Raw genomic sequence first — 21,904 nt, forward strand, 5'->3', positions numbered from 1 at the left:
AAAGGAGTACCTCCTCCTTTTGGTGTACCACCAGTGCTTTCTCGTACTACCCTTAGGAAAAGGAAAGCTTTCTAAAAGGCTTTGGTACTAATTCTATACTCATTTCATATTGTGGCTAATGCTTACATATACGTATGGCGGTTATTACTAATATAGCAATGATGGTTTGTTTTTTTGTAAGGGGGTATGTTTATGTTGTTTTTTGATTTTGTTCCTTTTTACTCGTCTAAAAAGGAACGGAAAAAGGACGCCTTTTCCCTAGGGGTTTTGCTACGCAAACCGTACTCGAAACACTGCCCAAAAGGAGTACCTCCTCCTTTTGGTGTACCACCAGTGCTTTCTCGTACTACCCTGAGGAAAAGGAAAGCTTTCTAAATTGCATTACCATTTGTTCCAAACCAATAGTTCTCTTTTCTGTCTTGATACAAGACAATTAATCCTGCAATTAAATATTTAAGCTTATAGTTCATTTGTGTCGTTTTATTTTAAAGCCGCTAACGGTATCGGCTATGAGTAGTTGCGCCCGCCTGCCGCGAGGCAGGTGGGTTAGCACGAAATTTTACAAGTAGAACTTTGCAAATAAGGACAAATCTTTCTAATTAGCACTTAATAGCTATGTTATATACACTGTGTTGTAAGTAGTTTTATTCATTTTTGGGATACAATCTTTTAAATAGCTTAGGGTAAGTTGTAACAAACCCAGAATTGTCAATTGGTATATCTGCTACAAAATTCCTAAAAACCCCTTCGTATTTGTATAAGTTATCAGTAAGTTTAGTATAATACTGTTTCACCTTTTTGTATTCCCAATTCTTTATATCGAAATAGAGGACGGTTATTTTTGTTCTTTGCTCTAGTGAATTTCCAAGCCTCTTGATGGGTAATGTATTCGTGAAAGGTGTTATGGAAATGTCAATATCTATACAACCATTTAATTCTGATATTTCTTGATTTTCAACATCATACCATTTTCCATTTAAATCAGATTTCAGAGTGATTTTATTGAGTTCGCCAAGTAAGGATTTTATTTCAACTTCTTTGACTACCCAATCTCTATTAATTATGATTTGATATTCCATTAGAATAGGTTGACTTTCCAAAATTCCGTTAACAGTGCTTTTTACAATAAAGCCTTTTCCATATTTTTTGAATTGCAGGGTTTCTGATGTACTTGATTCATCATCTCTTCTCCAAATTATTATTTTTTCTTTTTCAATGCTCATCGTAATTTGATAATTACTTACAACGGCTCTGGCTATGAGGAGTTGCGTTTTTAAAAATACGTTTTTTTCCGTTGAAAATTAACGCTATTTACTTGTAGGAAGTTTGATAATCTTAACCAACTAAACAATTACTTATAACCATTGTTGTGCGTTCGTATTTTTATTACCAAGGTCCATTTATTCCCACATTTACAATTTTTCCCTTTCTATCAATTCTGTATAAACCACCTGCACCACCTAACCATAAGTTTCCTTTCTTATCGAGAGTGATACTCATAACTGAAATTGGAATATCGTAATTTTTAAATTCTTTTCCATCAAATTTATAAACACCATTTTGGGTCGTTGAAATCCAGATATTTCCAGAGTTGTCTTTATATATTTGGTAAACATCATCGTTGGTCAACGAATCTATTTCAGGAAACGAACTTATTATATGAGCTGTTAGCTTATTAATTCCACCTTTCCCAATAAGTTTTCCTTCATCTGAACTGTCTTTTTCTCCATTTCGCATTCCAAACCAAAAGTTGTTTTGATTATCAATTTCGATTTCTGTTACATTATTAGAATGTAATCCATTTTTTTTAACAATGTGTGTAAATGAAGTACCATCATATTTTGCTATTCCGTACCCATCTCTTGAAAACCAAATATTTCCATTAGAGTCCTCTTCAATATCTGTTATCCAATTCTTTGTGTCGTCATTAATAGATGTTTCAATTTTAGGATAAGGAATTGGGAAGTGTGTAAATTCTACTCCGTCAAATTTGTAAACACCATTCCAAGTTCCAATCCAAAACCTACCATTACTGTCAATAAAAAATTCACTAATCAAATTTGCCGAAAAGTTATTTTTATCTATCAAATAATTTGTGAATTTTCCATTTTTATATTTAGAAATACCTTTATCTGTATTAAACCATAAATTCCCTTTTGAATCTCCTACTACATTAGTAACTCTGTTTGATGGCAGTCCATCTTTTTTTGTGTAGTACCTCAACGTCTTTCCGTCATATTTTGCTATTCCGTTTTCAATGGTGCCAAACCATAAGTTTCCTTCTGAATCCTCAAAAATCCCGGTAATGTATTGTCCGATTTGTTCAATAGGATTTTCTACTTCTGTTGTCACTATTTTTTTCTCTTGCGAATTACAAGAAGTATGTAGAATGGTTACGAACGCTAGTATAAATATTTTCATTTTCTGGTTTGTTCTAATATGACGCACAACGGTTTGTGTATGATTTCGTAAGGGATTGCGGGCTTCAAACCTATCAAGTTACCACCCAAAATTGATGCGGGTGATACCGCTCGTATACCTCTGAAACCCTTATACACTTTACACATAGTTATAAACATGTTGCTATTGTATGGATTTTATTTCATTAATTTCCTCTTTTAATTCAGCGTTTTCTTGTCTTAGTATTTTAACTTCTTTATTAATCTTAATCATATACAAAGTCAATTCTTCAATCTTCTGAAGCAGTTTTGCATCCATTTCACCAAGGTTCACACCATTTTCGACCACTTCGGTTTCAGATGGAATATCTGGTAATTTTTTATTCTCATTAATATAAGTTTCAACCTCTTCTAGATTTTTGAGTTTATAATCATTGTCGAAAACGAAATCTGACCAACTATCTAAAGTCACTTTTACTTCTCTAGCACCAATTACACCCTCAACTGCTAATTTATAATTTCCAGGATTCGTTGTTCCTATTCCAACACTTCCTCTTGTTAATGTCATCGTTTCTATAACATGATCTATTAAAAAAGTATTAAACTGCAATCCAATATCAGTTGAACCTGTACCCCTTTTAACTAATATCTGAGAATATGCACCAGTATTGTCAGTGGTAAATTTTAATCCTACAGGATGTACACTATTATTACTGTTATCTGTGCTTCTCAAAAGTAGTTTACCATTCTCAAGGTGTAACTTCTCAATAGGGTTGGTTGTAGAAATTCCTATTTTATCACGCATAAGTGTCATGGCATCAATTGTGTGGTCTGTCAAATAAGTCCTGAACTGTAATCCAATATCGGTTGAACCTGTACCCCTTTTAACTAATATCTGAGAATATGCACCAGTATTGTCAGTGGTAAATTTTAATCCTACAGGATGCACACTATTATTACTGTTATCTGTGCTTCTCAAAAGTAGTTTTCCGTTTTGTATATGAAGTAATTCATTGGGACTAGTTACACCTATACCCACATATCCATTTGGTGGGAATATGTTTGTCTGGCTGTAACTATTGAATAAATAAAAAAACATTGCGATTAATAGAATTGACTTTTTCATGATTATCTTAATTATTTAGCTTGAGTTTATCCTGATTTTGTGCAGCCAAAAGCTGAATTCAATATAACACCCAAATATACGTATGGCGGTTATCCAAATACTCTTATAAATATCTTAACAAGGATAAGTAACTAAAAAAACAGATTATAACACCAACAAAAAAAGTATTTAAAAGACTTGGCTATTGATCTATTACGCCATAATTATCCATTATCTAAAAGAACCTGTTATTTCTAAAGTAATGTTTATTTTTCTTTCTTTTCATTAAAATAGAGCATTTTAATGATCCCGTCTGAAAGCCCTATTTTGGGTACGTGAATTTTTTTGGCGCCACTCCACTTGGCAGCAGCGAGATAAATACGGGTAGCAGGAATAATTACATCGGCTCTGTCGGGATTGAGCCCCAGTTCGGTAACGCGTTCATCATACGTAAGGCTTTTTAAGAACTGGTACTGTGCATTTAACCAGATAAGAGACAACGGTTCTCCCGGTGCCCGGTTAGACATTTTGTGCAGTTTGTTAATATTCCCTCCAGACCCAATAATAGACATTTTATTGAGGTTTTTGGTATGGCTTACGATCCATTTTTCAATTTCCCTCCATATTCTTTCTTCAATTACTTCATTTAGCAATCGAACGGTACCTATCTTAAACGAACGGGAATTCACGAGATTTCCCCCTGAGAATATGGTGAACTCTGTACTCCCTCCACCTACATCTACGTATAGGTATGACTTGTCTTTTTCAATAAGTTCATGAAGGTCTGTAGAGGCTATGATCACGGCTTCTTTTTTACCATCTATGATCTCAATGCGTATGCCTGATTTTTTATATATTTTTTCAACTACTTCATGGGAATTATTGGCTTCACGCATAGCAGAAGTAGCACAGGCCATGTATTTTTCTACCCCGTGTACTTTCATGATAAGCTTAAATGCTTTCATGGTATCGATCATACGTTTTTCATTGCCCTTGGAGATCTCTCCTACGGTAAACGAATCCTGCCCCAAACGTACCGGTACCCTGACCAGGGCACTTTTTCTAAATTGTGTTTCTTTTCCTTCTTCTTCAATTACATTATGCACTAATAGTCTAATGGCATTAGAACCAATATCTACAGCAGCAAACTTGCGTATTTTCAAAACAACTGGTTTTAATTAATGTTTTTGTCAAGGTAGTAATCGTACGTGGCAAACTGAGAGCGAACGGGGGGAAGGTCATTTTTTCGATAGGCATTATCCTGCTGGTCGGAAAACACACGTGCTTTTACATTATCGCTCCACCCTATTTCAAAGGTATCGATGAGTTCCTGCTTAATATCGGTATCATAAACAGGGCAGCTCACTTCTACTCTGTGATCTATATTTCTTGTCATCCAGTCTGCCGAAGAAATATACACCGCAGGATCGCCTTCATTGCCAAAAATATACAATCTAGGGTGCTCCAGATACTTATCTACAATGCTAATGGCTTCTATATTTTCACTCATACCAGGCACCTGGGGTATTAAACAGCAAATACCTCTCACTATCATTTGTATCTTTACTCCTGCCCTGCTCGCCTCATACAGTTTATCGATCATTTTATAGCTGGTTAAGCTATTCATTTTCAATTTTATATAAGCCTCTTTACCTGCGCGGGCATTTTTAATTTCATCATCAATTAATTTGGTAAAGGAACTCATGGTATAATGAGGGGAAACGATAAGATGCTTAAACCTGAATACTTTATAACTGGTCTCAAAAAAATCGAAAACTTTATTGATCTCTTTTAGTATTTGCTGGTTGGAAGTGAAAAGTGTATAATCAGAATATACTTTTGCGGTAGATTCATTGAAGTTTCCGGTACTTATAAAGCCGTAACGTTTCAGTTTTTTATCTTCCAGGCGTTCTATCACACATATTTTACTATGTACTTTTAAACCGGGAATACCGAAAATAAGGTGAATGCCTTCGGTTTGAAACTGTTCGGCAAAACCTATATTGGCTTCTTCATCAAACCGGGCCTGTAATTCGATCTGAACGGTTACTTTTTTGCCGTTTTTGGCAGCATTGATAAGTGAATTAGCCACTAAAGAAACTTTTGCCAGCCTGTAAACGGTGATTTTTATACTTTTTACTTTGGGGTCTAGTGCGGCCTCTCTTAAAAACTTAACTACGTATGAAAACGTATGATATGGAGTAAACTGTAAATAGTCTTTTTTGGCGATCTTTTCGAAAAGGCTCCCTTCCATAGAAAGCCCTTTTACCAGCAAAGGCGGATACGGTTTGTACATAAGATCTAAACGTCCCAGGCTGGGGAAGTCCATATAATCTCTTCGGTTGTGGTACCGCCCTCCAGGAATAATACTGTCTGTACTGGCAATCCCCATTTTATCCATAAGAAATGTAAGTGTATCTTTTTCAATCTCCTTATCATACACAAAACGAACGGGTTCACTTACGGTACGCCCTTTTACACTGGTAGATATCTTTTCGATGAAACTCTTACTAAGGTCATTATCAATATCCAGTTCAGCATCACGGGTGATCTTGATCATATGCGCCGAGATGGATTCGTAATCAAATATCCCGAAAATGCTATGCAAACAGTGACGAATAAGATTATCAAGCAAAATAATATAGCTTTTTCCTCCTTCTGAAGGAAGTACTACAAAACGATCTATGGTACGGGGTATTTCAATAAGGGCATAGCGCACCTCTTTTAACGCATCTGTTTTTCCTTTTTTTGATTTTGATTTAACGCGAAGCACCATTTTAACGGCCAGGTATGCAGCACTGTCTTTTAACAGGGGAAACTCAGTGATATCATTTAATATAATGGTCATTAATGCCGGACTTACTTTCGCGAGGAAATAATTCCGGATAAAGTCGCTTTGAGAGGGAGAAACTACTTTTTCGTTTACCATAAAAATGTTTTCTTCCTGAAGCCGTTTTTCAATATTGCTCAGTATTTCCAGGCTTTCGGCCTGTTGCTTGATAACAATTCTGGTAATGTCTTCTAGGAGATCTTTGGCATTGGCACCGCCCAAAACACTTTTTCCTGTTTTACCGGATTGTTCAATTCGCTTTACGGTGGCGTACCGTACCTTAAAAAACTCATCCAGATTATTAGAAAAGATCCCTAAAAACCGTAAGCGTTCAATGAGAGGCACGGTTTCATCTTCGGCTTCCTGCAATACCCGGGCATTAAATAACAACCAGCTTATTTCACGATTAATATACCTGTTGGTTACTTCTTTTGTTATTTCTTCCATATTATTTTAACTGCTTGGGAAAAACGGTTTGCAAAGTACTACCTTTTGTAAGATCTGTCCAATGAGCAATGTCAAATTGTATGCTTACAAAACCGCTTGTAGGCACATTATCTATATATTCATTGCCAAAACTGTTAGCCAGATGGGTAAATGCATGGTTGTGTCCAAAGAGCATTACTTCCTCAAGGGAAGAATTGAGATCTTTGAGAAAAGAAATTACGCTATCACCACTGAAATCGTAAAGTGAATTAGTAATGGTTACCTGTCCCAAAGGGGTTTGAAGGTTTCTCATAAAGATCATGCAGGTGTGTAGTGCCCGGTTCGCCGGACTTGAAAAAACAGTATCACATGAAAATGACTCTCTCGCAAGATAACGAGACACCAAATGTGCATCACTAATGCCTCTTTCATTTAAAGGTCTGTCCTTATCTTCAACAGAATAGTCCCAGGATGATTTTGCATGCCTTACCAAATGTACTTTTTTCATATACTGTGCTTATTAAGGGGAAAGCCTGTCGCGTTTCCAGTCTAATTCCTCATTTAACAAATAACGTAAACGGTCATGAAGCCTGTTGGGTCTTCCCTGCCAAAACTCTATTGAGTAGGGTCTAACCAAATACCCACCCCAGTAGGGCGGCCTGGAAATTTCACGGCCCTCATAACTATTCTCCAGTGTTTTTAACTTGTTTTCGAGGTATTCCCTTGAAGGGATCACTTCACTTTGACGGGATACTATGGCCCCCAGTTTACTTCCTTCGGGGCGGGATTCAAAATAGCCGTCAGACAAGTTTTCGGGTATTTTTTCTGCTTTACCTTTTATAATTACCTGTCTTTCAAGGTTGGGCCAGAAAAAAGAAAGACATACTTGGGGGTTTTGCGCAATAGCGCGCCCTTTTTCACTTTCGTAATTAGTATAAAAAATAAACCCTTCATATGTATATTTTTTAAGTAGTACTACCCGGCTTTTAGGATATCCATCCAGCCCCATTGTAGAGAGTGTCATAGCATTTGCCTCATCTACCCCCCCTGCCTTCTCTATATCAAAAAACCATTTCTGAAACAACTCCATAGGATTTCCAGGAGTATTTTCTTCAAGAAGTTCATCTTTTTGATACGTTTTTCGGTAGTTACTAAAGTCTTTGTTCATAGCCTCGTTTTCAACATGCAATTTACGAGTTATTCCAAAGCTTTAAAAGAAAATTAGCGTGATAACAGCACTCTGTAAAACAAGAAATATACGGTGGTATTAAAAGGTAAATACTTTTCCGTCTTCTGCGAGCTCTACTCTGTCAAAAATTTGTGATGCTTCCTCGGCAAATCCTTCCAGCCCGTCATAGCGGGTAGAATAATGCCCCAGTATCAGTTTTTTTACTTTGGCTTCTTTAGCTATTCTGGCCGCGTCTGTCGCTGTAGTGTGGCCTGTTTTTTCTGCCAGGTGTTTGTGTTGTTCCTGAAAAGTAGCTTCATGATAGAGTGCATCTACTTTTTTAATAATAGGTACAATTTCGGGTTTGTAAGCAGTGTCGCTACAAAACGCATAGCTTTTAGGAGGATCGGGATCAAAAGTAAGTTCTTCGTTGGGAATAACGGTACCATCATCAAGTACGATATCCTTACCGCTTTTAATACGCTGGTAATACGATTTATCTATGTTATGCTTTTCTGCCTGGGTTACATTTAGTTTACGAAGACCTGGTTTTTCACTAAACAGGTACCCGTTGGTATATACACGATGATCTAACGGAATGGTATGGACGGTTACTTTTTCATCTTCAAAAATGAGCTCGCTCTCTTTGGAGGTAAGCTCATGAAAATACAGCGGATAGTTGGTCCAGGATTCTCCCAGTTTTAGATACAAAGTAATTAATTGTTTTATCCCTTTGGGGCCGTAAACATGCAGCTCGGCTTCTCTACCCAATAAACGAAAAGTAGATATAATTCCCGGCAACCCAAAAAAGTGATCTCCGTGAAGATGCGAGATAAAAATATGCCGGATACGGGAAAATTTGATCTTTTGTTTTCTTAGTGCCATTTGCGTACCTTCCCCGCAATCTATTAAAAACATACGGTTATTGATCTCAAGCACTTGTGAGGTAGTGTTATTAAAAGTTCTTGGGGTGGCCGAATAACAGCCCAGTATGGTTAATTTCATAAGATTTTAAAAGTCCAGGTCTCTCTCTATATCTTCCATTTCTATAATATCAAAAGCTTCCTGAAGGGTTGGGGCTATTACGAGCTCATCAGGAATATCATCTACCTGAAGGGCATCGGTTACTATTACAAAAGATTTTTTAAGGTTACGATGGGTGTTTGAAAATGAAATAAACTCCAGTAACTGCAAAGGTTTTAATGTATTCAAAGAAAACAGGTTAAGTATGATATGATCGTTTTTAAATTGATCGTAAGCCGTACGGAATTTTTCAAAAAACATATCAAAAGACTGAGACTCTCTGGTAATGACTACGATATTTCCCTGTTTATCAAAAAGCATGTGTTTACTATTTAATTTTTGAAGCTAATAAGTAAATAACAGCCATACGAATGGCTACTCCATTTTCTACCTGATTAAGAATAATAGCCTGATCAGAATCGGCCACATCGCTTGTTATCTCAACACCGCGGTTAATGGGCCCGGGATGCATGATCACAATTTCTTTATCAAGACGCTCCAGCAGGGCTTTGTTTACGCCATATTGCTGAATGTACTCTCTGGTGGACGGAAAGTAACTGATATCCATACGCTCGTTTTGAACTCTTAACATATTGGCTACATCACACCATTGCAATGCCTTATTAAGATTGAGTTCTACTTCTACCCCCAGCTTGTGAATATATTTGGGGATAAGTGTGGCCGGACCACATACTTTTACCTGTGCTCCCTGCATTTTCAAGGCAAAGATATTGGAAAGTGCTACCCGGGAATGTAAAATATCGCCCACAATTACTACTTTTTTTCCCGCTACTTCTCCCAAACGTTCTCTTATGGAATAAGAATCTAAAAGGGCTTGTGTAGGGTGCTCGTGAGCGCCATCTCCTGCATTCACTATACTCGCATCCACATGCCTGGAGAGAAAAACTCCTGCTCCGGGATTGGGGTGCCGCATAACTACCATGTCAACTTTCATAGATAGTATATTGTTAACCGTGTCAATTAAAGTTTCTCCTTTTTTAACAGACGATTGTGATGCTGAGAAATTGATCACGTCGGCAGATAAACGTTTTTGAGCCAGCTCAAAAGAAAGCTTGGTACGGGTACTGTTCTCAAAAAATAAATTGGCTATGGTAATATCACGTAAAGAAGGTACTTTTTTAATGGGCCGGTTAATGACTTCTTTAAAATGATCTGCCGTTTCAAAAATAAGATCAATATCTGATGGTTTCAGATATTTGATACCCAGTAAGTGATTTACACTTAATTCACTCATTGTTAATTGGTAGGTTTAAGAAAAGAGGTTATCTGTTTATTACATACACTGCATCTGTGCCGTCGTTTTCTTCCCATAGTACTTTTACTTTTTCCTGATTAATTGCATCTACCTGCCTCCCTCTGTAATCTGGTTGTATAGGTAAGTGCCTGCTAAACCTTCGGTCTATAAGAGTTAGTAATTCTATCTCAGCAGGTCTGCCAAACGATTGTATCGCGGTTAAAGCTGCTCTGATACTGCGTCCGGTATATAAAACATCATCGATAAAAACTACTTTCTTATTCTCAACAATAAAATCAATGTGCGTTTTATTGGCTTCCAGCGGTTTGTCTCCTCTACGGAAATCATCCCTAAAAAAAGTAATGTCAAGATACCCCAGTTTTATATCGGGTATCTGATATGATTCTTTTAAAACTCTGGCCAACCGGTCTGCCAGATAGGTACCTCTGGGTTGAATTCCTATTAAAACAGTGCTCGAAAAATCCAGATGATTTTCTATTAGCTGGCATGCAAGACGATGCAGTATAATATTTACTTCCTTTGCGGTTAGCAAGACTTTCTGGCTCATAATATTCGGGCAGAATTATACACTGGTAAAGGTATGCAATTTTTAAATAATAAAAATATGAAACCATAAGAAGCGATAGCGTAAACCAGCCATAGTAAAACAAAAACCCCCCTTGTATAAAGGGGGGAGGAACAATTGTATTATAAAAAGATATTACTTCTCTTTATTATCCATTTTGTCTTTAAGCTCCTGTAACGCATCGAGGTCTCCAAGTGTGGTACGCTCTACTGTGTTATTGGCAGCAGCTTTTACATTCTTTTGCTCTTCTTCTTTAAAGATGGCTGTATGGGAAGCTACTACTCTTTTAAATTCTTTGTTGAATTCAATGATCTTAAAGTCTGCGGCTTCTCCTTTTTTAAGTTTCTTACCATCTTCTTTTTCAAGATGTCTGGAAGGTACAAAAGCTACAATATCTTCATTAAAATTAATGGTTGCGCCTTTATCAACTATTTCTGCAATCTCTGCATGGTGAACAGTACCTAAACCAAACTCGCTTTCATACTTATCCCATGGGTTTTCAGTAGTTTGCTTATGTCCCAGACTGAGTTTTCTTCCTTCTACATCCAGTTCAAGAACGATCACATCCAGTTGGTCTCCTACGTTGACAAACTCTGAAGGGTGTTTTACTTTCTTGGTCCATGACAGATCTGAAATATAAATAAGTCCGTCAATACCTTCTTCCAGTTCTACAAAGACACCAAAGTTGGTGAAATTACGAACCACTCCGTTATGTTTTGAACCTACAGGGTATTTGGTAGTAATATCGGTCCATGGGTCTGGAGTAAGTTGTTTAATACCCAGTGACATTTTACGCTCTTCTCTGTCAAGGGTAAGAATAACAGCTTCTATCTCATCTCCTACGTTTACGAAATCCTGAGCAGATCGCAGGTGGGTGGACCATGACATTTCTGATACGTGTATGAGTCCTTCTACTCCTTCGGCTACTTCTATAAAGGCTCCGTAGTCTGCAATAACCACTACTTTACCTTTCACTTTGTCACCTACTTTTATTTCATCTCCAAGTGCTTCCCAAGGATGTTTTTGCAACTGTTTAAGACCTAATTGGATTCTTGACTTATTATCATCAAAATCAAGGATCACTACATTTAGTTTTTGATCCAGTTCAACTACTTCGTTGGGGTGATTGATACGGCTCCAGGAAAGATCGGTGATGTGAATGAGTCCGTCAACACCTCCAAGGTCAATAAATACTCCGTAAGAGGTGATGTTTTTAACCACTCCTTCCAGTACTTGTCCTTTTTCAAGTTGACCAATGATCTCTTTCTTCTGTTCTTCAATATCTGCTTCAATAAGCGCTTTATGAGAAACTACCACATTCTTGAATTCATGGTTAATTTTAACTACTTTGAATTCCATGGTCTTTCCTACATACTGATCGTAATCACGAATAGGTTTTACATCTATTTGAGATCCGGGAAGGAAGGCTTCAATTCCAAAAACATCAACGATCATACCTCCTTTGGTTCTGCACTTCACAAATCCGTTTACGATCTCGCCATTTTCATGTGCTGCATTTACACGATCCCATGCTTTAATGGTTCTCGCTTTTCTGTGTGATAAAACCAGTTGTCCGGTTTTGTCTTCACGTACATCAATAAGTACTTCTACTTTATCCCCTACTTTAAGACTGGGGTTGTATCGAAACTCATTTAAAGAAATCACACCCTCCGACTTGGCATTAATGTCAATTATTGCTTCTCTTTCGGTAAGATGCACAACTGTACCTTCTACCACTTCCTCATCGGCCGTGTCCACAAAGTTTTTTTCAACCAGGGTCTCGAATTCTTTAAGCTTTACATCCTCTACCTGCTCAATACCTTCTTCGTATTTTTCCCAGTTAAAGTTTGCTAAAAATTCTTCAGGATTGGATTTTCCTTCCTGAGTTTCTATTTTAATATCTGTTTCAGCCATTGCTGATCTAAAATTTGTATTCTGAGCTCATCAGGGAGAATGCAACATAAACACAGAAGCGTTTTAAACTTGTTTTTTCGATTTTTCCTTTTCCTCCCACGGGTTGCAAAAAGGTCTGCAAAAGTACAATTATAATATTTGATTTACAAACTATTAGCTTCAAAATATTTGCCAGAATGCACAAAGGATTTAATGCTTAAACTAAGTATTGAAAATCAATAAAATAAGTATATTTGGATAAACCTAAAACCTTAAAATTATGAGTGTGAAAAACAAATACCAACCCGTGCTTGACATGGGAGAAAAACTAGCTATTAAAAACGGAGCAGTTTCTGAAGAAAATGGCATCCTAAAAATAAAAGGAGAGGCCCGGACACCATATGAGAAAAATATACTTTGGGATAAGATCAAAGAAATTGGCGGGCAAAATCCCGGAGATATCAAAGCTAATATCACGGTAGCAGACTCTTCTGTCTATCACAAACACGTAGTAAATAAAGGAGATACCTTAGGTAAAATTGCCAAACATTATTATGGGGATGCATCTAAATATATGCTTATCTTCAACGCAAACACTAATAAACTAAAAGATCCAAACCTTATTTACCCTGATCAGGAACTGATTATACCCAATCCATAAAAAAGCCGCTTTACGCGGCTTTTTTATGGATTCTGGATTATTCGCAAGGCATGGTGATAAATGCGCTCAAACTGTTCTTCTATACCCATATCTGAATTATCTATTTCTATGGCATCAGGTGCTTTTTTAAGAGGAGAGTCTTTACGCGTAGAATCAATGGTGTCTCTTTGAGTTATATTTTTAAGCACTTCATCAAAAGTTACCTTATCTCCCCGGTCTATAAGCTCTTTATAGCGTCTTCGTGCTCTGGTCTCTGGCGAGGCTGAAAGAAAGAGTTTAAGTTCGGCATCAGGAAAAACTACGGTACCAATATCACGACCATCCATTACAATCCCTTTGTTCTTACCCATTTTCTTCTGCATATCTACCAGTTTTTGGCGTACTTCTGAGATGGCAGCAACCTGGCTTACCTGACGGGATACTTCCATAGTACGTATTTCTTTTTCTACATTACGCCCATTCATATACATTTCCGAATACCCAAACTCTTCATTAAACTTGAACTGCAACCTGATATTGGGCAATAAACGTATTAATCCTGACGTATTTTGCCGGTCTTTTCCAATAAAACCGTGATCAATAGCAAAAAGCGTGATCGCCCGGTACATGGCGCCTGTATCTACATAAATATATTCAAGGGCTTTGGCCAGTTTTTTGGCAACCGTGCTTTTACCAGTAGATGAGTACCCGTCAATGGCAATGGTGATTTTTTTGGTCATAAAACAGAAGATTATGAAGTTTTATATAATGTGTCTTCCTAATACAGTACAAAGGTACATTATAGGTAGATATTCGTATGATATGAAAATAAGGTTTAGAAAATTTTTAAGAAAAAACCCGGAGTTTTCCGGGTTTTTCACTTATAGCTTCTTAGCGTCTTTTACCGGCTGATCGGTAATGGCTATGTCAATTACTTCACTCATCTCCGTAACATAATGAAAAGTAAGTCCCTTTAAGTACTCTGGCTTTATTTCATCTATGTCTTTCCGGTTATCGTTACAAAGAATAATTTCTTTAATACGGGCGCGTTTGGCGGCCAGTATTTTTTCTTTGATCCCTCCTACGGGAAGCACCTTACCCCTTAATGTAATTTCTCCTGTCATGGCCAGGCTCTTTTTAACTCTTTTTTGGGTAAATAAGGAAACCAGAGAGGTAAGCATGGTGATACCTGCGCTGGGTCCGTCTTTGGGAGTCGCCCCTTCGGGTACGTGAATATGTACATTATATTTGGGGAACACTTCAGTATCAATACCCCATTTGTCTGCATTGGCCTTTATATACTCCATAGCAATAGTAGCCGATTCTTTCATTACCTGTCCCAGATTTCCGGTAATGTTAAGTGTACCTTTACCTTTGGATAAGATGGATTCAATAAAAAGGATATCACCCCCCACCTGGGTCCATGCCAAACCGGTAACTACACCGGCCACTTCATTGTTCTCGTATTTATCGCGTTCTAATCGCGCCGGACCTAAAATATTCACTACATCTTCATCGGTCACTTTTACATTATATTCCTCTTCCATAGCTATGGATTTAGCAGCGTAACGAACCATTTTTGCTATTTGCTTATCCAGGGTACGTACTCCGGACTCACGAGTGTATCCTTCTACTATTTTTTCCATTTGACGCTTACCTATCTTCAGGTGCGTAGTATTTAAGCCGTGCTCTTTTAATTGCTTGGGCAGTAAATGCCGTTTGGCGATCTCAACCTTCTCCTCAATTGTATAGCCGGTAACATTTATAATTTCCATTCGGTCCCGCAATGCCGGCTGTATGGAGGTAAGTGTATTGGCTGTGGCAATAAACATTACTTTAGAAAGGTCGTAGCCTATCTCCAGGAAATTATCATGAAAATCGGTATTTTGCTCGGGATCCAGCACTTCCAGCATAGCTGATGAAGGGTCTCCCTGATGGCTTAATGATAATTTATCTATTTCATCTAACACGAAAACAGGATTTGATTTACCTGCCTTTTTGATGGATTGTACAATTCTTCCCGGCATGGCGCCTATATATGTTTTACGGTGCCCTCGTATTTCTGCCTCATCCCGAAGCCCTCCCAGGGACATACGCACATATTCTCTTCCCAATGCCTCTGCAACCGATTTTCCCAATGATGTTTTTCCCACACCCGGAGGTCCGTATAAACATAAAATAGGAGATTTCATGTCACCCCTTAATTTGAGTACTGCCAGATATTCAATGATCCGCCTTTTTACATCTTCCAGACCGTAATGATCTCTGTCGAGAATTTTTTGGGCCCGTTTCAGATCAAAACGATCCTCAGAATAGTCATTCCAGGGAAGATCCAGAATCAGGTCCAGATAGTTTCGCTGAATAGAATATTCTGCTACCTGCGGGTTCATTCGCTGCATTTTGGCCAACTCTTTATCAAAATGAGAACTTACCTGCTTACTCCATTTTTTGCTTTTGGCACGCCGTCGCATTTCTTCAAACTCTTCTTCATGAGAAACTCCTCCCAGCTCTTCCTGAATGGTTTTCATTTGCTGGTGAAGAAAATATTCCCGCTGTTGTTGATCGAGATCATGACGCACTTTAGACTGAATATCATTTTTTAGTTCCAGTTTCTGAAGCTCGATATTCATATATTTAAGGGTAGCCAATGCTCTTTCCTTTAAGTTATTTACTTCCAGCAATTCCTGTTTCTCTGCTACAGAGAGATTCATATTGGAGGAAACAAAATTGATAAGGAACGAACTGCTTTCTATGTTTTTGATGGCAAAAGAGGCCTCACTGGGAATATTAGGATTATCCCTGATAATTTTGAGTGCCAGTTCTTTAATAGAGTCTATTATGGCATTGAATTCACTGGAATCCTTTTCATCCTTTTTTTCAGAAGTTTCACTCACTTCCGCAGTCATATACGGATCGGTAGTGATAACACTTTTCAGTTGAAAACGTTTTTTACCCTGAATGATCACTGTGGTATTACCATCGGGCATCTTTAGTACCCTGAGTATCTGGGCTACTGTACCCACTGTATGTATATCATTTATACCCGGGTTTTCTACTTCTTCATCTTTCTGAGCCACCACACCCATAACTTTGCTCCCGTTATTGGCGTCTTTAATAAGTTGAATGGACTTATCTCTCCCTGCAGTAATAGGGATCACTACCCCGGGAAAAAGTACGGTATTTCGCAAAGGAAGTATAGGAAGCGTTTTGGGCAGAGCCTCGTTATTTATTTCTTCTTCATCTTCCGGTGTCATTAAAGGTATCAACTCCGCATCCTCTTCAATTCCCTGAAGTGACAAACTGTCAATATTTAAAAACTTATCTTTTGTCATAATGTATTTATGAAGGCCATAATGTCATATATTGCCTCCGGTTACTTTTAAAAATATTGGTATGAATTTTAGTAAACTTCTTAAAAAACAATGCTTAACTTCATTGATAAAAGAAATTCATCTTGTATATGTCAATAGTTATGCCAAGCGTAAAAAGCAATAGGTAATTTTATGTTAAGAAGGTGGAATAACGTTTTATTTGTAGTTTTAGTATAATTCAAAAAAAAAAATTACTCTCAACTGTAACAATATAATATTTCTGTCATCCTTACTATAAATTAGCAACTTTTTGAGCCAAACAAAGTTAGATACCAAAGCTTTAATCCAGAAGTGTTCTCAAGGAGACCAAAGGGCGCAAATGGAGATTTACAATCGTTATTACAAAGCCATGTATAATACGGCACTCAGGATTGTACAGGACAGCTTTGAAGCTGAAGATGTAATGCAGGAATCGTTTTTAAACGCGTTTACGAAACTGGATTCATTTAAAGGCGAAGTTACTTTCGGTGCGTGGTTAAAACGTATTGTTATTAACAACAGTATCTATCATTATCGTAAAAATCAAAAAAAGGGAGAAACCCCTCTTAATGAAGTAATGTACAGGGTCGAAGATTACGATGGAGTGACTTCAGACCATGAGTTTACAAACGTTCAGGCTCAAAAGGTTTTGGAAACCATGAATTTACTGAAAGATAGCTACAAAGTGTCTTTGACCTTACATTTAATTGAAGGTTACGATTATGAAGAAATAAGTGAGATAATGGGAATAAGCTATGCAAATTGCCGAACTATCATATCTCGTGCCAAGGAAAGTTTAAGAAAAAAAATGAACTGAAAATGAAAGATTCAATTGAAAAATTGTTTGAAAGCTTGCAGAATGACTGGGATGTTCATGAACCTGCACCCGATCATAAAAATAGGTTTTTGCAAAAGTTAAATGCACAAAACGAGAAAGTGATCTCTATATCTCGCAAAAAAAGAACCTGGTGGAAACCTCTTAGTATTGCTGCTTCTTTTATACTCTTAATAGCAACCGGAATGTCACTGTTGCGACCTTCGGCACCCGAAGTTTCACCTGAAATAATAGAAACACAGGTGTATTTCACTTCTTTGATCAATGAAGAAATGGAAAAACTTGAAGCCATTTCTGATAAAGACACCGAAAAAATGGTATCTGATGCGATCACGCAAATGAAAAAGCTGGAAATTGATTATGTATTGCTTGAAGCCGAACTGGCAGAAGGCGGCAACAGCAAGCAAATCCTGTATGCCATGATTACCAATTTCCAAACACGAATAGACTTACTTAAAAATGTACTGAACCAAATAGAAGAAATTAAACTATTAAAAGAATCCTCTCATGAAAACCATACTATTTAAATTTGTTATTATAGCCCTGCTTTTACCGTCATTTATCCTGGCAAACAAAGGCTTTAATGGTAAACACACAAAAGAAAAGAAAATTAATAAAGAATTTAATGTAAATGCAGAAGCGCTGCTCAAAGTAAAAAACAGTTATGGCAATCTTTATATTACTTCCTGGAACGAAAACCGAGTAGTTATTGAAGTACATATAAAGACCAATGGCAACAATGAAGAAAAAGTACAAGAAAGACTTGACGAAATAGATGTTGAGTTTGAAGCAGATCCCGGAATGGTCTATGCTAAAACTATTTTTGAAAAGAAAAAATGGGGATGGAACTGGGGCCGTAATAACAATGTTAATATCAAAGTTAACTACACTATTAAGGTACCAGTTACCAACCGGGTAGATCTGTCAAATGATTACGGAGGTATAAATCTTGACAAATTACAAGGAAGTGCTAAAATAAGTTGTGATTATGGTAAGCTGAATATCGGAGAACTACTCTCAGACAATAATATCTTAAGTTTTGACTATACCAGTGGCTCCTCAATCGAGTATATGAAAAGTGGTGAAATTCGTGCAGACTATTCGGGTTTTGAAATTGAAAAAGCGGGAAATTTAATTCTAAATGCCGATTATACCACCTCAAGGATCAAAGATGTAAATACACTTTCTTATAATTGTGATTATGGTTCTGTTATTATTGACCATGCTAAAAATGTAAAAGGAAGGGCTGATTACCTTACCGTAAAACTTGGAAAAATGTCTGGGAATGTAGATCTCGGTTCTACGTATGGGTCCATACGTATCGCTGAACTCTCTAAAGATGCAGGCAATGTAAAAATACGATCTGAATATACCGGTATTAAAATAGGCTATCATCAGGATTATAGTTTTGATTTTACCATAAGACTGGAATATGCCGGTTTAAAAAGCGAAGGACTCGATTTTAAGATAAAAAAAACAGACAATAATGATAAGTACTATGAAGGTTTTCACAGTACTGCCGGTAGCGGGAAACAAATGCAAATAGATTCTGAATACGGTAGTGTACATCTTTACAAAGTTTAATAAACCCATAAATACGATAAAAATGAAAAAACTAATTACTCTAGTTATTGCCCTGGCACTTACTACCTCAATGAATGCCCAATGGTGGGGTAAAGACAAGGTTAAAGGAAATGGAAACGTTATTACGGAAAACAGGAACCTGGGAGAATTTGACGGTGTAGCTTCCGCCGGTTTTATGGATGTAGAAATTGTATCTGGTAAAGAAGGTGAGATCACGCTAAAGGGTGAATCTAACCTATTGAAACATATTGAAACCGAGATCAAAAAAGGTATTTTGAAAATAAAAGTAGAAGAAGGATATCAATTACGTCCCTCCGCAGGCAATAAAATACTTATTACCGTCCCTGTTAATGATATTTCCAGTATTTCACTGGCAGGATCTGGAGATATTGTTACAAAAACGAAACTAAAAGCAACTGATTTTGAAGTAAGATTAGCGGGTTCAGGAGATATCAATGCGCATATTTCAACGGAAAGTATGAGGGTTAAAATGGCAGGATCAGGAGATATTGGTCTAAAAGGAGATGCTGCTGAGGCAGAATACAGCCTTGCAGGTTCGGGAGACATCGATGCTTTTGATTTAAAAGCCCAAAATGTAAAAGTGAATATTTCAGGATCTGGTGATGTGAATGTTCACTGCGACGGGGTTTTGAAAGCCCGTATTGCCGGATCTGGTGATGTACACTATAAAGGAACCCCTACCATGGAAGATAGTAAAAGTGCAGGTTCCGGAAAAATAAAGAAAGCCTGACATTCCAAATATATACCCTAAAAAAAGGAGCCTGAACGTACAGGCTCCTTTTTTTAATGGTATGAAATTAAAAACTATGCTTTTAGAACGATACATCAGTAAAGGACCCATTCTCTAAAACTATAGGCCTGTAATCAATATCGTATGCGGTAAAATGAAACTCACCGGATATCTTTTTACCAACCGGATCGTATTTGGTAATCCTGATCTCTCCCCATTCACCTTCCAATGCATTGGTAAGAAAGCCGCGGTTTTCAGCATTTATCAAAAAACCGGCAACATTTCCATCAGGATTGTTTCTGGCACTACCCAGTTTTAACACACCTGTACCGCTTACTTTAAAGGTTAGAAAAACAGAACGGTTGGAAGACGTCTGGGTACCAACAATATTAATAATAGAAGACTCGGTGTTAACCACCAGCCTGTCTGGTTCAAAAACTTCGCGGTTTACTTCCACTTTAATCATGTTCTCTATGACATCCGAATCGGTGTCAGGAACCAGATCGACAGAAGAATCTCCGAGTGTATCGCCTGAACAGGAAACAGTAAGAAAAATAAGAGGGGACAAACAGCATAGTAGGAATACTTTAATAAATTTCATATTCCTAAAATTTTATGTTAACGAATATAACCTTAATAACGTTAGCTAAAGGTCAACTTCGATGAAATACATAAAAGAATCGTTGAAATACGAATTAAAACTACTGAAAAAATAAGAAATTTAAGTTATTCCTTTTTTTGTCCGGGTACATACATTAATAAAATAAACCCTACAATAAAAAATAAGGTAATAGCGAGTATAGACGACCTCATGCTTCCTGTTAACTGTGCTACCAGCCCGTAAATACCCATCCCTATTACGATCCCGATCTTTTCGGCTACATCGTAAAAACTGAAAAAAGAAGCGGTATCTTCGGTTTCGGGTAAAAATTTGGAATATGTTGATCTTGAAAGTGACTGTATCCCTCCCATTACCATACCTACCAAACCTGCTGCAATATAAAACTGGTTGGGTGTTTCAATAAAATATGCATAAATGCATATCCCTATCCAAATCAGGTTAATAGACAAGAGTGTGGTAATGTTCCCGAATTTACCGGAGGCTCGGGAGGTAAGCCATGCACCGGCAACTGCAACGATCTGTATAAGGAGAATACTGATAATGAGCCCGGAAGTACGTTCACTGGCACTACCCCATTGTAATTCTTCTTCTCCAAAATAGGTAGCTATTAACATCACTGTCTGAACGGCCATACTATACACAAAAAAAGCCCTGAGGTATCTTTTAAGCCGTGGAGTTTCTCCTAACCGGTTCCATACCCCCGAGAGTTCGTTAAAACCGTTCATGAGTATTTTACGGGTTACTTTTTTTCCTTCCTGGTGTCCTTTTGGCAAATATGAAAATGTATATTGGCTAAAACCTATCCACCAGATACCAGTCATTATAAAAGACAATCTGGTAGGCGCTCCTGCACCTTCAAAACCAAACCACTCGTATTTCAGGATCATTATCAGGTTTATTACAAGCAGTAAAACACTGCCAATATAGCCAAGGGAATACCCTTTGGCGCTAATATGATCCTGTTGTTCGGGATAAGCTATATCAGGTAAATATGAATTGTAGAAAACCAGACTCCCCCAAAACCCTATAAGTGCCAGAAAATAACAGGTAAGGCCATAGTAAATGTTATCAAGAGAAAACCAATACAAGCCCACACAGGAAATAGCCCCCAGATAACAGAAAAATTTCAGAAAAATTCTCTTGTTTCCGGTATAATCTGCGATACCTGATAAAATGGGAGATAAAACGGAAACCACAAGAAAGGCGGCAGCTGTAACATAACTTATTAAGGGAGCACGTGCAATATACCCGCCAAATACTTCAATTTTCTCAATATTGGCCTCTCTAAAAAGGGCTCCGTAAAAAAGAGGGAAAATGGCAGAAGCTATTACAAGGCTATATACTGAATTTGCCCAATCATAAAACGCCCAGGCATTAAGTACTTTTTTATTTCCTTTTACAGATGTGGTGGTCATAAAATGATATTAAAAAAAAGCT

The 21,904-nt window shown here is 37.3% G+C and carries 21 protein-coding genes; 5 read left to right on the top strand and 16 right to left on the bottom strand.

The features are described 5' to 3' along the window. Positions 1 to 644: 644 nt before the first annotated feature. The 12 genes from WAO84_RS14385 to rpsA all read right to left on the bottom strand — a co-directional run bounded on the left by WAO84_RS14385 (position 645) and on the right by rpsA (position 12,706). Positions 645 to 1,223: a putative glycolipid-binding domain-containing protein gene (locus tag WAO84_RS14385; RefSeq protein ID WP_340066659.1), complete on the bottom strand. Its 579-nt coding sequence runs from the start codon at positions 1,221 to 1,223 to the stop codon at positions 645 to 647. Between the two features lie 163 nt (positions 1,224 to 1,386). After that, a complete protein-coding gene (locus WAO84_RS14390; RefSeq protein WP_340066660.1) occupies positions 1,387 to 2,421 on the bottom strand; it encodes a ligand-binding sensor domain-containing protein in 1,035 nt (344 codons plus the stop codon). Positions 2,422 to 2,583: 162 nt separating this feature from the next. Then, positions 2,584 to 3,525 carry a hypothetical protein gene (locus tag WAO84_RS14395; protein ID WP_340066661.1) on the bottom strand — a complete coding sequence of 314 codons (942 nt, stop codon included), beginning with the start codon at positions 3,523 to 3,525 and terminating at the stop codon, positions 2,584 to 2,586. A 245-nt stretch (positions 3,526 to 3,770) separates the two neighbouring features. Beyond that, complete coding sequence (locus tag WAO84_RS14400) at positions 3,771 to 4,667, bottom strand: Ppx/GppA phosphatase family protein (RefSeq protein WP_340066663.1); 897 nt, start codon at positions 4,665 to 4,667, stop codon at positions 3,771 to 3,773. A gap of 11 nt (positions 4,668 to 4,678) precedes the next feature. After that, positions 4,679 to 6,781: a polyphosphate kinase 1 gene (gene ppk1 / locus WAO84_RS14405; RefSeq protein WP_340066665.1), complete on the bottom strand. Its 2,103-nt coding sequence runs from the start codon at positions 6,779 to 6,781 to the stop codon at positions 4,679 to 4,681. A gap of 1 nt (position 6,782) precedes the next feature. Continuing rightward, on the bottom strand, positions 6,783 to 7,268 hold the full coding sequence (locus WAO84_RS14410) for a SixA phosphatase family protein (RefSeq protein WP_340066666.1): 486 nt from the start codon (positions 7,266 to 7,268) through the stop codon (positions 6,783 to 6,785). A 12-nt stretch (positions 7,269 to 7,280) separates the two neighbouring features. Continuing rightward, the gene (gene pdxH / locus WAO84_RS14415) at positions 7,281 to 7,928 is read right to left on the bottom strand and encodes a pyridoxamine 5'-phosphate oxidase (RefSeq protein WP_340066667.1); all 648 of its coding nucleotides are present in this window, start codon (positions 7,926 to 7,928) and stop codon (positions 7,281 to 7,283) included. 99 nt (positions 7,929 to 8,027) lie between these two features. After that, on the bottom strand, positions 8,028 to 8,933 hold the full coding sequence (locus WAO84_RS14420) for a ribonuclease Z (protein WP_340066668.1): 906 nt from the start codon (positions 8,931 to 8,933) through the stop codon (positions 8,028 to 8,030). Between the two features lie 6 nt (positions 8,934 to 8,939). Then, positions 8,940 to 9,272, bottom strand: coding sequence for a ribonuclease Z (locus WAO84_RS14425; RefSeq protein WP_340066670.1), 333 nt, complete (start codon positions 9,270 to 9,272; stop codon positions 8,940 to 8,942). Positions 9,273 to 9,279: 7 nt separating this feature from the next. Then, positions 9,280 to 10,206, bottom strand: coding sequence for an aspartate carbamoyltransferase catalytic subunit (locus WAO84_RS14430; protein WP_340066671.1), 927 nt, complete (start codon positions 10,204 to 10,206; stop codon positions 9,280 to 9,282). A 28-nt stretch (positions 10,207 to 10,234) separates the two neighbouring features. After that, positions 10,235 to 10,774 carry a bifunctional pyr operon transcriptional regulator/uracil phosphoribosyltransferase PyrR gene (gene pyrR / locus WAO84_RS14435; RefSeq protein ID WP_340066672.1) on the bottom strand — a complete coding sequence of 180 codons (540 nt, stop codon included), beginning with the start codon at positions 10,772 to 10,774 and terminating at the stop codon, positions 10,235 to 10,237. A gap of 153 nt (positions 10,775 to 10,927) precedes the next feature. After that, entirely contained in the window at positions 10,928 to 12,706 is a 1,779-nt protein-coding gene (rpsA, locus tag WAO84_RS14440; protein ID WP_340066673.1) for a 30S ribosomal protein S1, read from the bottom strand. A 259-nt stretch (positions 12,707 to 12,965) separates the two neighbouring features. Between rpsA and WAO84_RS14445 the strand changes: the two genes are divergently transcribed. Continuing rightward, positions 12,966 to 13,346, top strand: a complete 381-nt coding sequence (locus tag WAO84_RS14445; protein WP_340066674.1) for a LysM peptidoglycan-binding domain-containing protein — start codon at positions 12,966 to 12,968, stop codon at positions 13,344 to 13,346. 23 nt (positions 13,347 to 13,369) lie between these two features. Here WAO84_RS14445 and cmk read toward each other — a convergent pair whose 3' ends face one another. Continuing rightward, positions 13,370 to 14,065, bottom strand: a complete 696-nt coding sequence (gene cmk / locus WAO84_RS14450) for a (d)CMP kinase (RefSeq protein ID WP_340066675.1) — start codon at positions 14,063 to 14,065, stop codon at positions 13,370 to 13,372. Positions 14,066 to 14,206: 141 nt separating this feature from the next. Then, the gene (gene lon / locus WAO84_RS14455; RefSeq protein ID WP_340066676.1) at positions 14,207 to 16,657 is read right to left on the bottom strand and encodes an endopeptidase La; all 2,451 of its coding nucleotides are present in this window, start codon (positions 16,655 to 16,657) and stop codon (positions 14,207 to 14,209) included. A 289-nt stretch (positions 16,658 to 16,946) separates the two neighbouring features. Between lon and WAO84_RS14460 the strand changes: the two genes are divergently transcribed. Genes WAO84_RS14460 through WAO84_RS14475 form a run of 4 tightly spaced genes read left to right on the top strand, consistent with a single transcriptional unit; the run spans position 16,947 to position 19,845 of the window. Next, a complete protein-coding gene (locus tag WAO84_RS14460) occupies positions 16,947 to 17,492 on the top strand; it encodes an RNA polymerase sigma factor (protein ID WP_340066678.1) in 546 nt (181 codons plus the stop codon). A gap of 2 nt (positions 17,493 to 17,494) precedes the next feature. Continuing rightward, positions 17,495 to 18,037 (top strand): hypothetical protein, encoded by a 543-nt coding sequence (locus WAO84_RS14465; protein WP_340066679.1) that lies wholly within the window; start codon positions 17,495 to 17,497, stop codon positions 18,035 to 18,037. Next, positions 18,018 to 19,094, top strand: a complete 1,077-nt coding sequence (locus tag WAO84_RS14470; RefSeq protein ID WP_340066680.1) for a hypothetical protein — start codon at positions 18,018 to 18,020, stop codon at positions 19,092 to 19,094. The genes WAO84_RS14465 and WAO84_RS14470 overlap by 20 nt, the downstream gene beginning before the upstream one ends. Before the next feature lie 22 nt (positions 19,095 to 19,116). After that, positions 19,117 to 19,845: a head GIN domain-containing protein gene (locus WAO84_RS14475; protein WP_340066681.1), complete on the top strand. Its 729-nt coding sequence runs from the start codon at positions 19,117 to 19,119 to the stop codon at positions 19,843 to 19,845. Positions 19,846 to 19,927: 82 nt separating this feature from the next. On the opposite strand, the gene WAO84_RS14480 is transcribed toward WAO84_RS14475, so the two are convergent. Continuing rightward, positions 19,928 to 20,446 (bottom strand): DUF6252 domain-containing protein, encoded by a 519-nt coding sequence (locus tag WAO84_RS14480; RefSeq protein WP_340066682.1) that lies wholly within the window; start codon positions 20,444 to 20,446, stop codon positions 19,928 to 19,930. Between the two features lie 125 nt (positions 20,447 to 20,571). Beyond that, entirely contained in the window at positions 20,572 to 21,882 is a 1,311-nt protein-coding gene (locus tag WAO84_RS14485) for an MFS transporter (RefSeq protein WP_340066684.1), read from the bottom strand. Positions 21,883 to 21,904 lie beyond the last annotated feature (22 nt).

The sequence above is a fragment of the Ascidiimonas aurantiaca genome (genome assembly GCF_037646345.1).
Taxonomy (GTDB): domain Bacteria; phylum Bacteroidota; class Bacteroidia; order Flavobacteriales; family Flavobacteriaceae; genus Ascidiimonas; species Ascidiimonas aurantiaca.

Excerpts from the sequence above, each read along its gene's own strand:
- WAO84_RS14385 (WP_340066659.1), bottom strand. The coding sequence starts at position 1,223 with ATGAGCATTGAAAAAGAAAAAATAATAATTTGGAGAAGAGATGATGAA.
- WAO84_RS14390 (WP_340066660.1), bottom strand. The coding sequence starts at position 2,421 with ATGAAAATATTTATACTAGCGTTCGTAACCATTCTACATACTTCTTGT.
- WAO84_RS14395 (WP_340066661.1), bottom strand. The coding sequence starts at position 3,525 with ATGAAAAAGTCAATTCTATTAATCGCAATGTTTTTTTATTTATTCAAT.
- ppk1 (WP_340066665.1), bottom strand. The coding sequence starts at position 6,781 with ATGGAAGAAATAACAAAAGAAGTAACCAACAGGTATATTAATCGTGAA.
- WAO84_RS14410 (WP_340066666.1), bottom strand. The coding sequence starts at position 7,268 with ATGAAAAAAGTACATTTGGTAAGGCATGCAAAATCATCCTGGGACTAT.
- pdxH (WP_340066667.1), bottom strand. The coding sequence starts at position 7,928 with ATGAACAAAGACTTTAGTAACTACCGAAAAACGTATCAAAAAGATGAA.
- WAO84_RS14420 (WP_340066668.1), bottom strand. The coding sequence starts at position 8,933 with ATGAAATTAACCATACTGGGCTGTTATTCGGCCACCCCAAGAACTTTT.
- WAO84_RS14425 (WP_340066670.1), bottom strand. The coding sequence starts at position 9,272 with ATGCTTTTTGATAAACAGGGAAATATCGTAGTCATTACCAGAGAGTCT.
- WAO84_RS14430 (WP_340066671.1), bottom strand. The coding sequence starts at position 10,206 with ATGAGTGAATTAAGTGTAAATCACTTACTGGGTATCAAATATCTGAAA.
- pyrR (WP_340066672.1), bottom strand. The coding sequence starts at position 10,774 with ATGAGCCAGAAAGTCTTGCTAACCGCAAAGGAAGTAAATATTATACTG.
- rpsA (WP_340066673.1), bottom strand. The coding sequence starts at position 12,706 with ATGGCTGAAACAGATATTAAAATAGAAACTCAGGAAGGAAAATCCAAT.
- WAO84_RS14445 (WP_340066674.1), top strand. The coding sequence starts at position 12,966 with ATGAGTGTGAAAAACAAATACCAACCCGTGCTTGACATGGGAGAAAAA.
- cmk (WP_340066675.1), bottom strand. The coding sequence starts at position 14,065 with ATGACCAAAAAAATCACCATTGCCATTGACGGGTACTCATCTACTGGT.
- lon (WP_340066676.1), bottom strand. The coding sequence starts at position 16,657 with ATGACAAAAGATAAGTTTTTAAATATTGACAGTTTGTCACTTCAGGGA.
- WAO84_RS14465 (WP_340066679.1), top strand. The coding sequence starts at position 17,495 with ATGAAAGATTCAATTGAAAAATTGTTTGAAAGCTTGCAGAATGACTGG.
- WAO84_RS14470 (WP_340066680.1), top strand. The coding sequence starts at position 18,018 with ATGAAAACCATACTATTTAAATTTGTTATTATAGCCCTGCTTTTACCG.
- WAO84_RS14475 (WP_340066681.1), top strand. The coding sequence starts at position 19,117 with ATGAAAAAACTAATTACTCTAGTTATTGCCCTGGCACTTACTACCTCA.
- WAO84_RS14480 (WP_340066682.1), bottom strand. The coding sequence starts at position 20,446 with ATGAAATTTATTAAAGTATTCCTACTATGCTGTTTGTCCCCTCTTATT.
- WAO84_RS14485 (WP_340066684.1), bottom strand. The coding sequence starts at position 21,882 with ATGACCACCACATCTGTAAAAGGAAATAAAAAAGTACTTAATGCCTGG.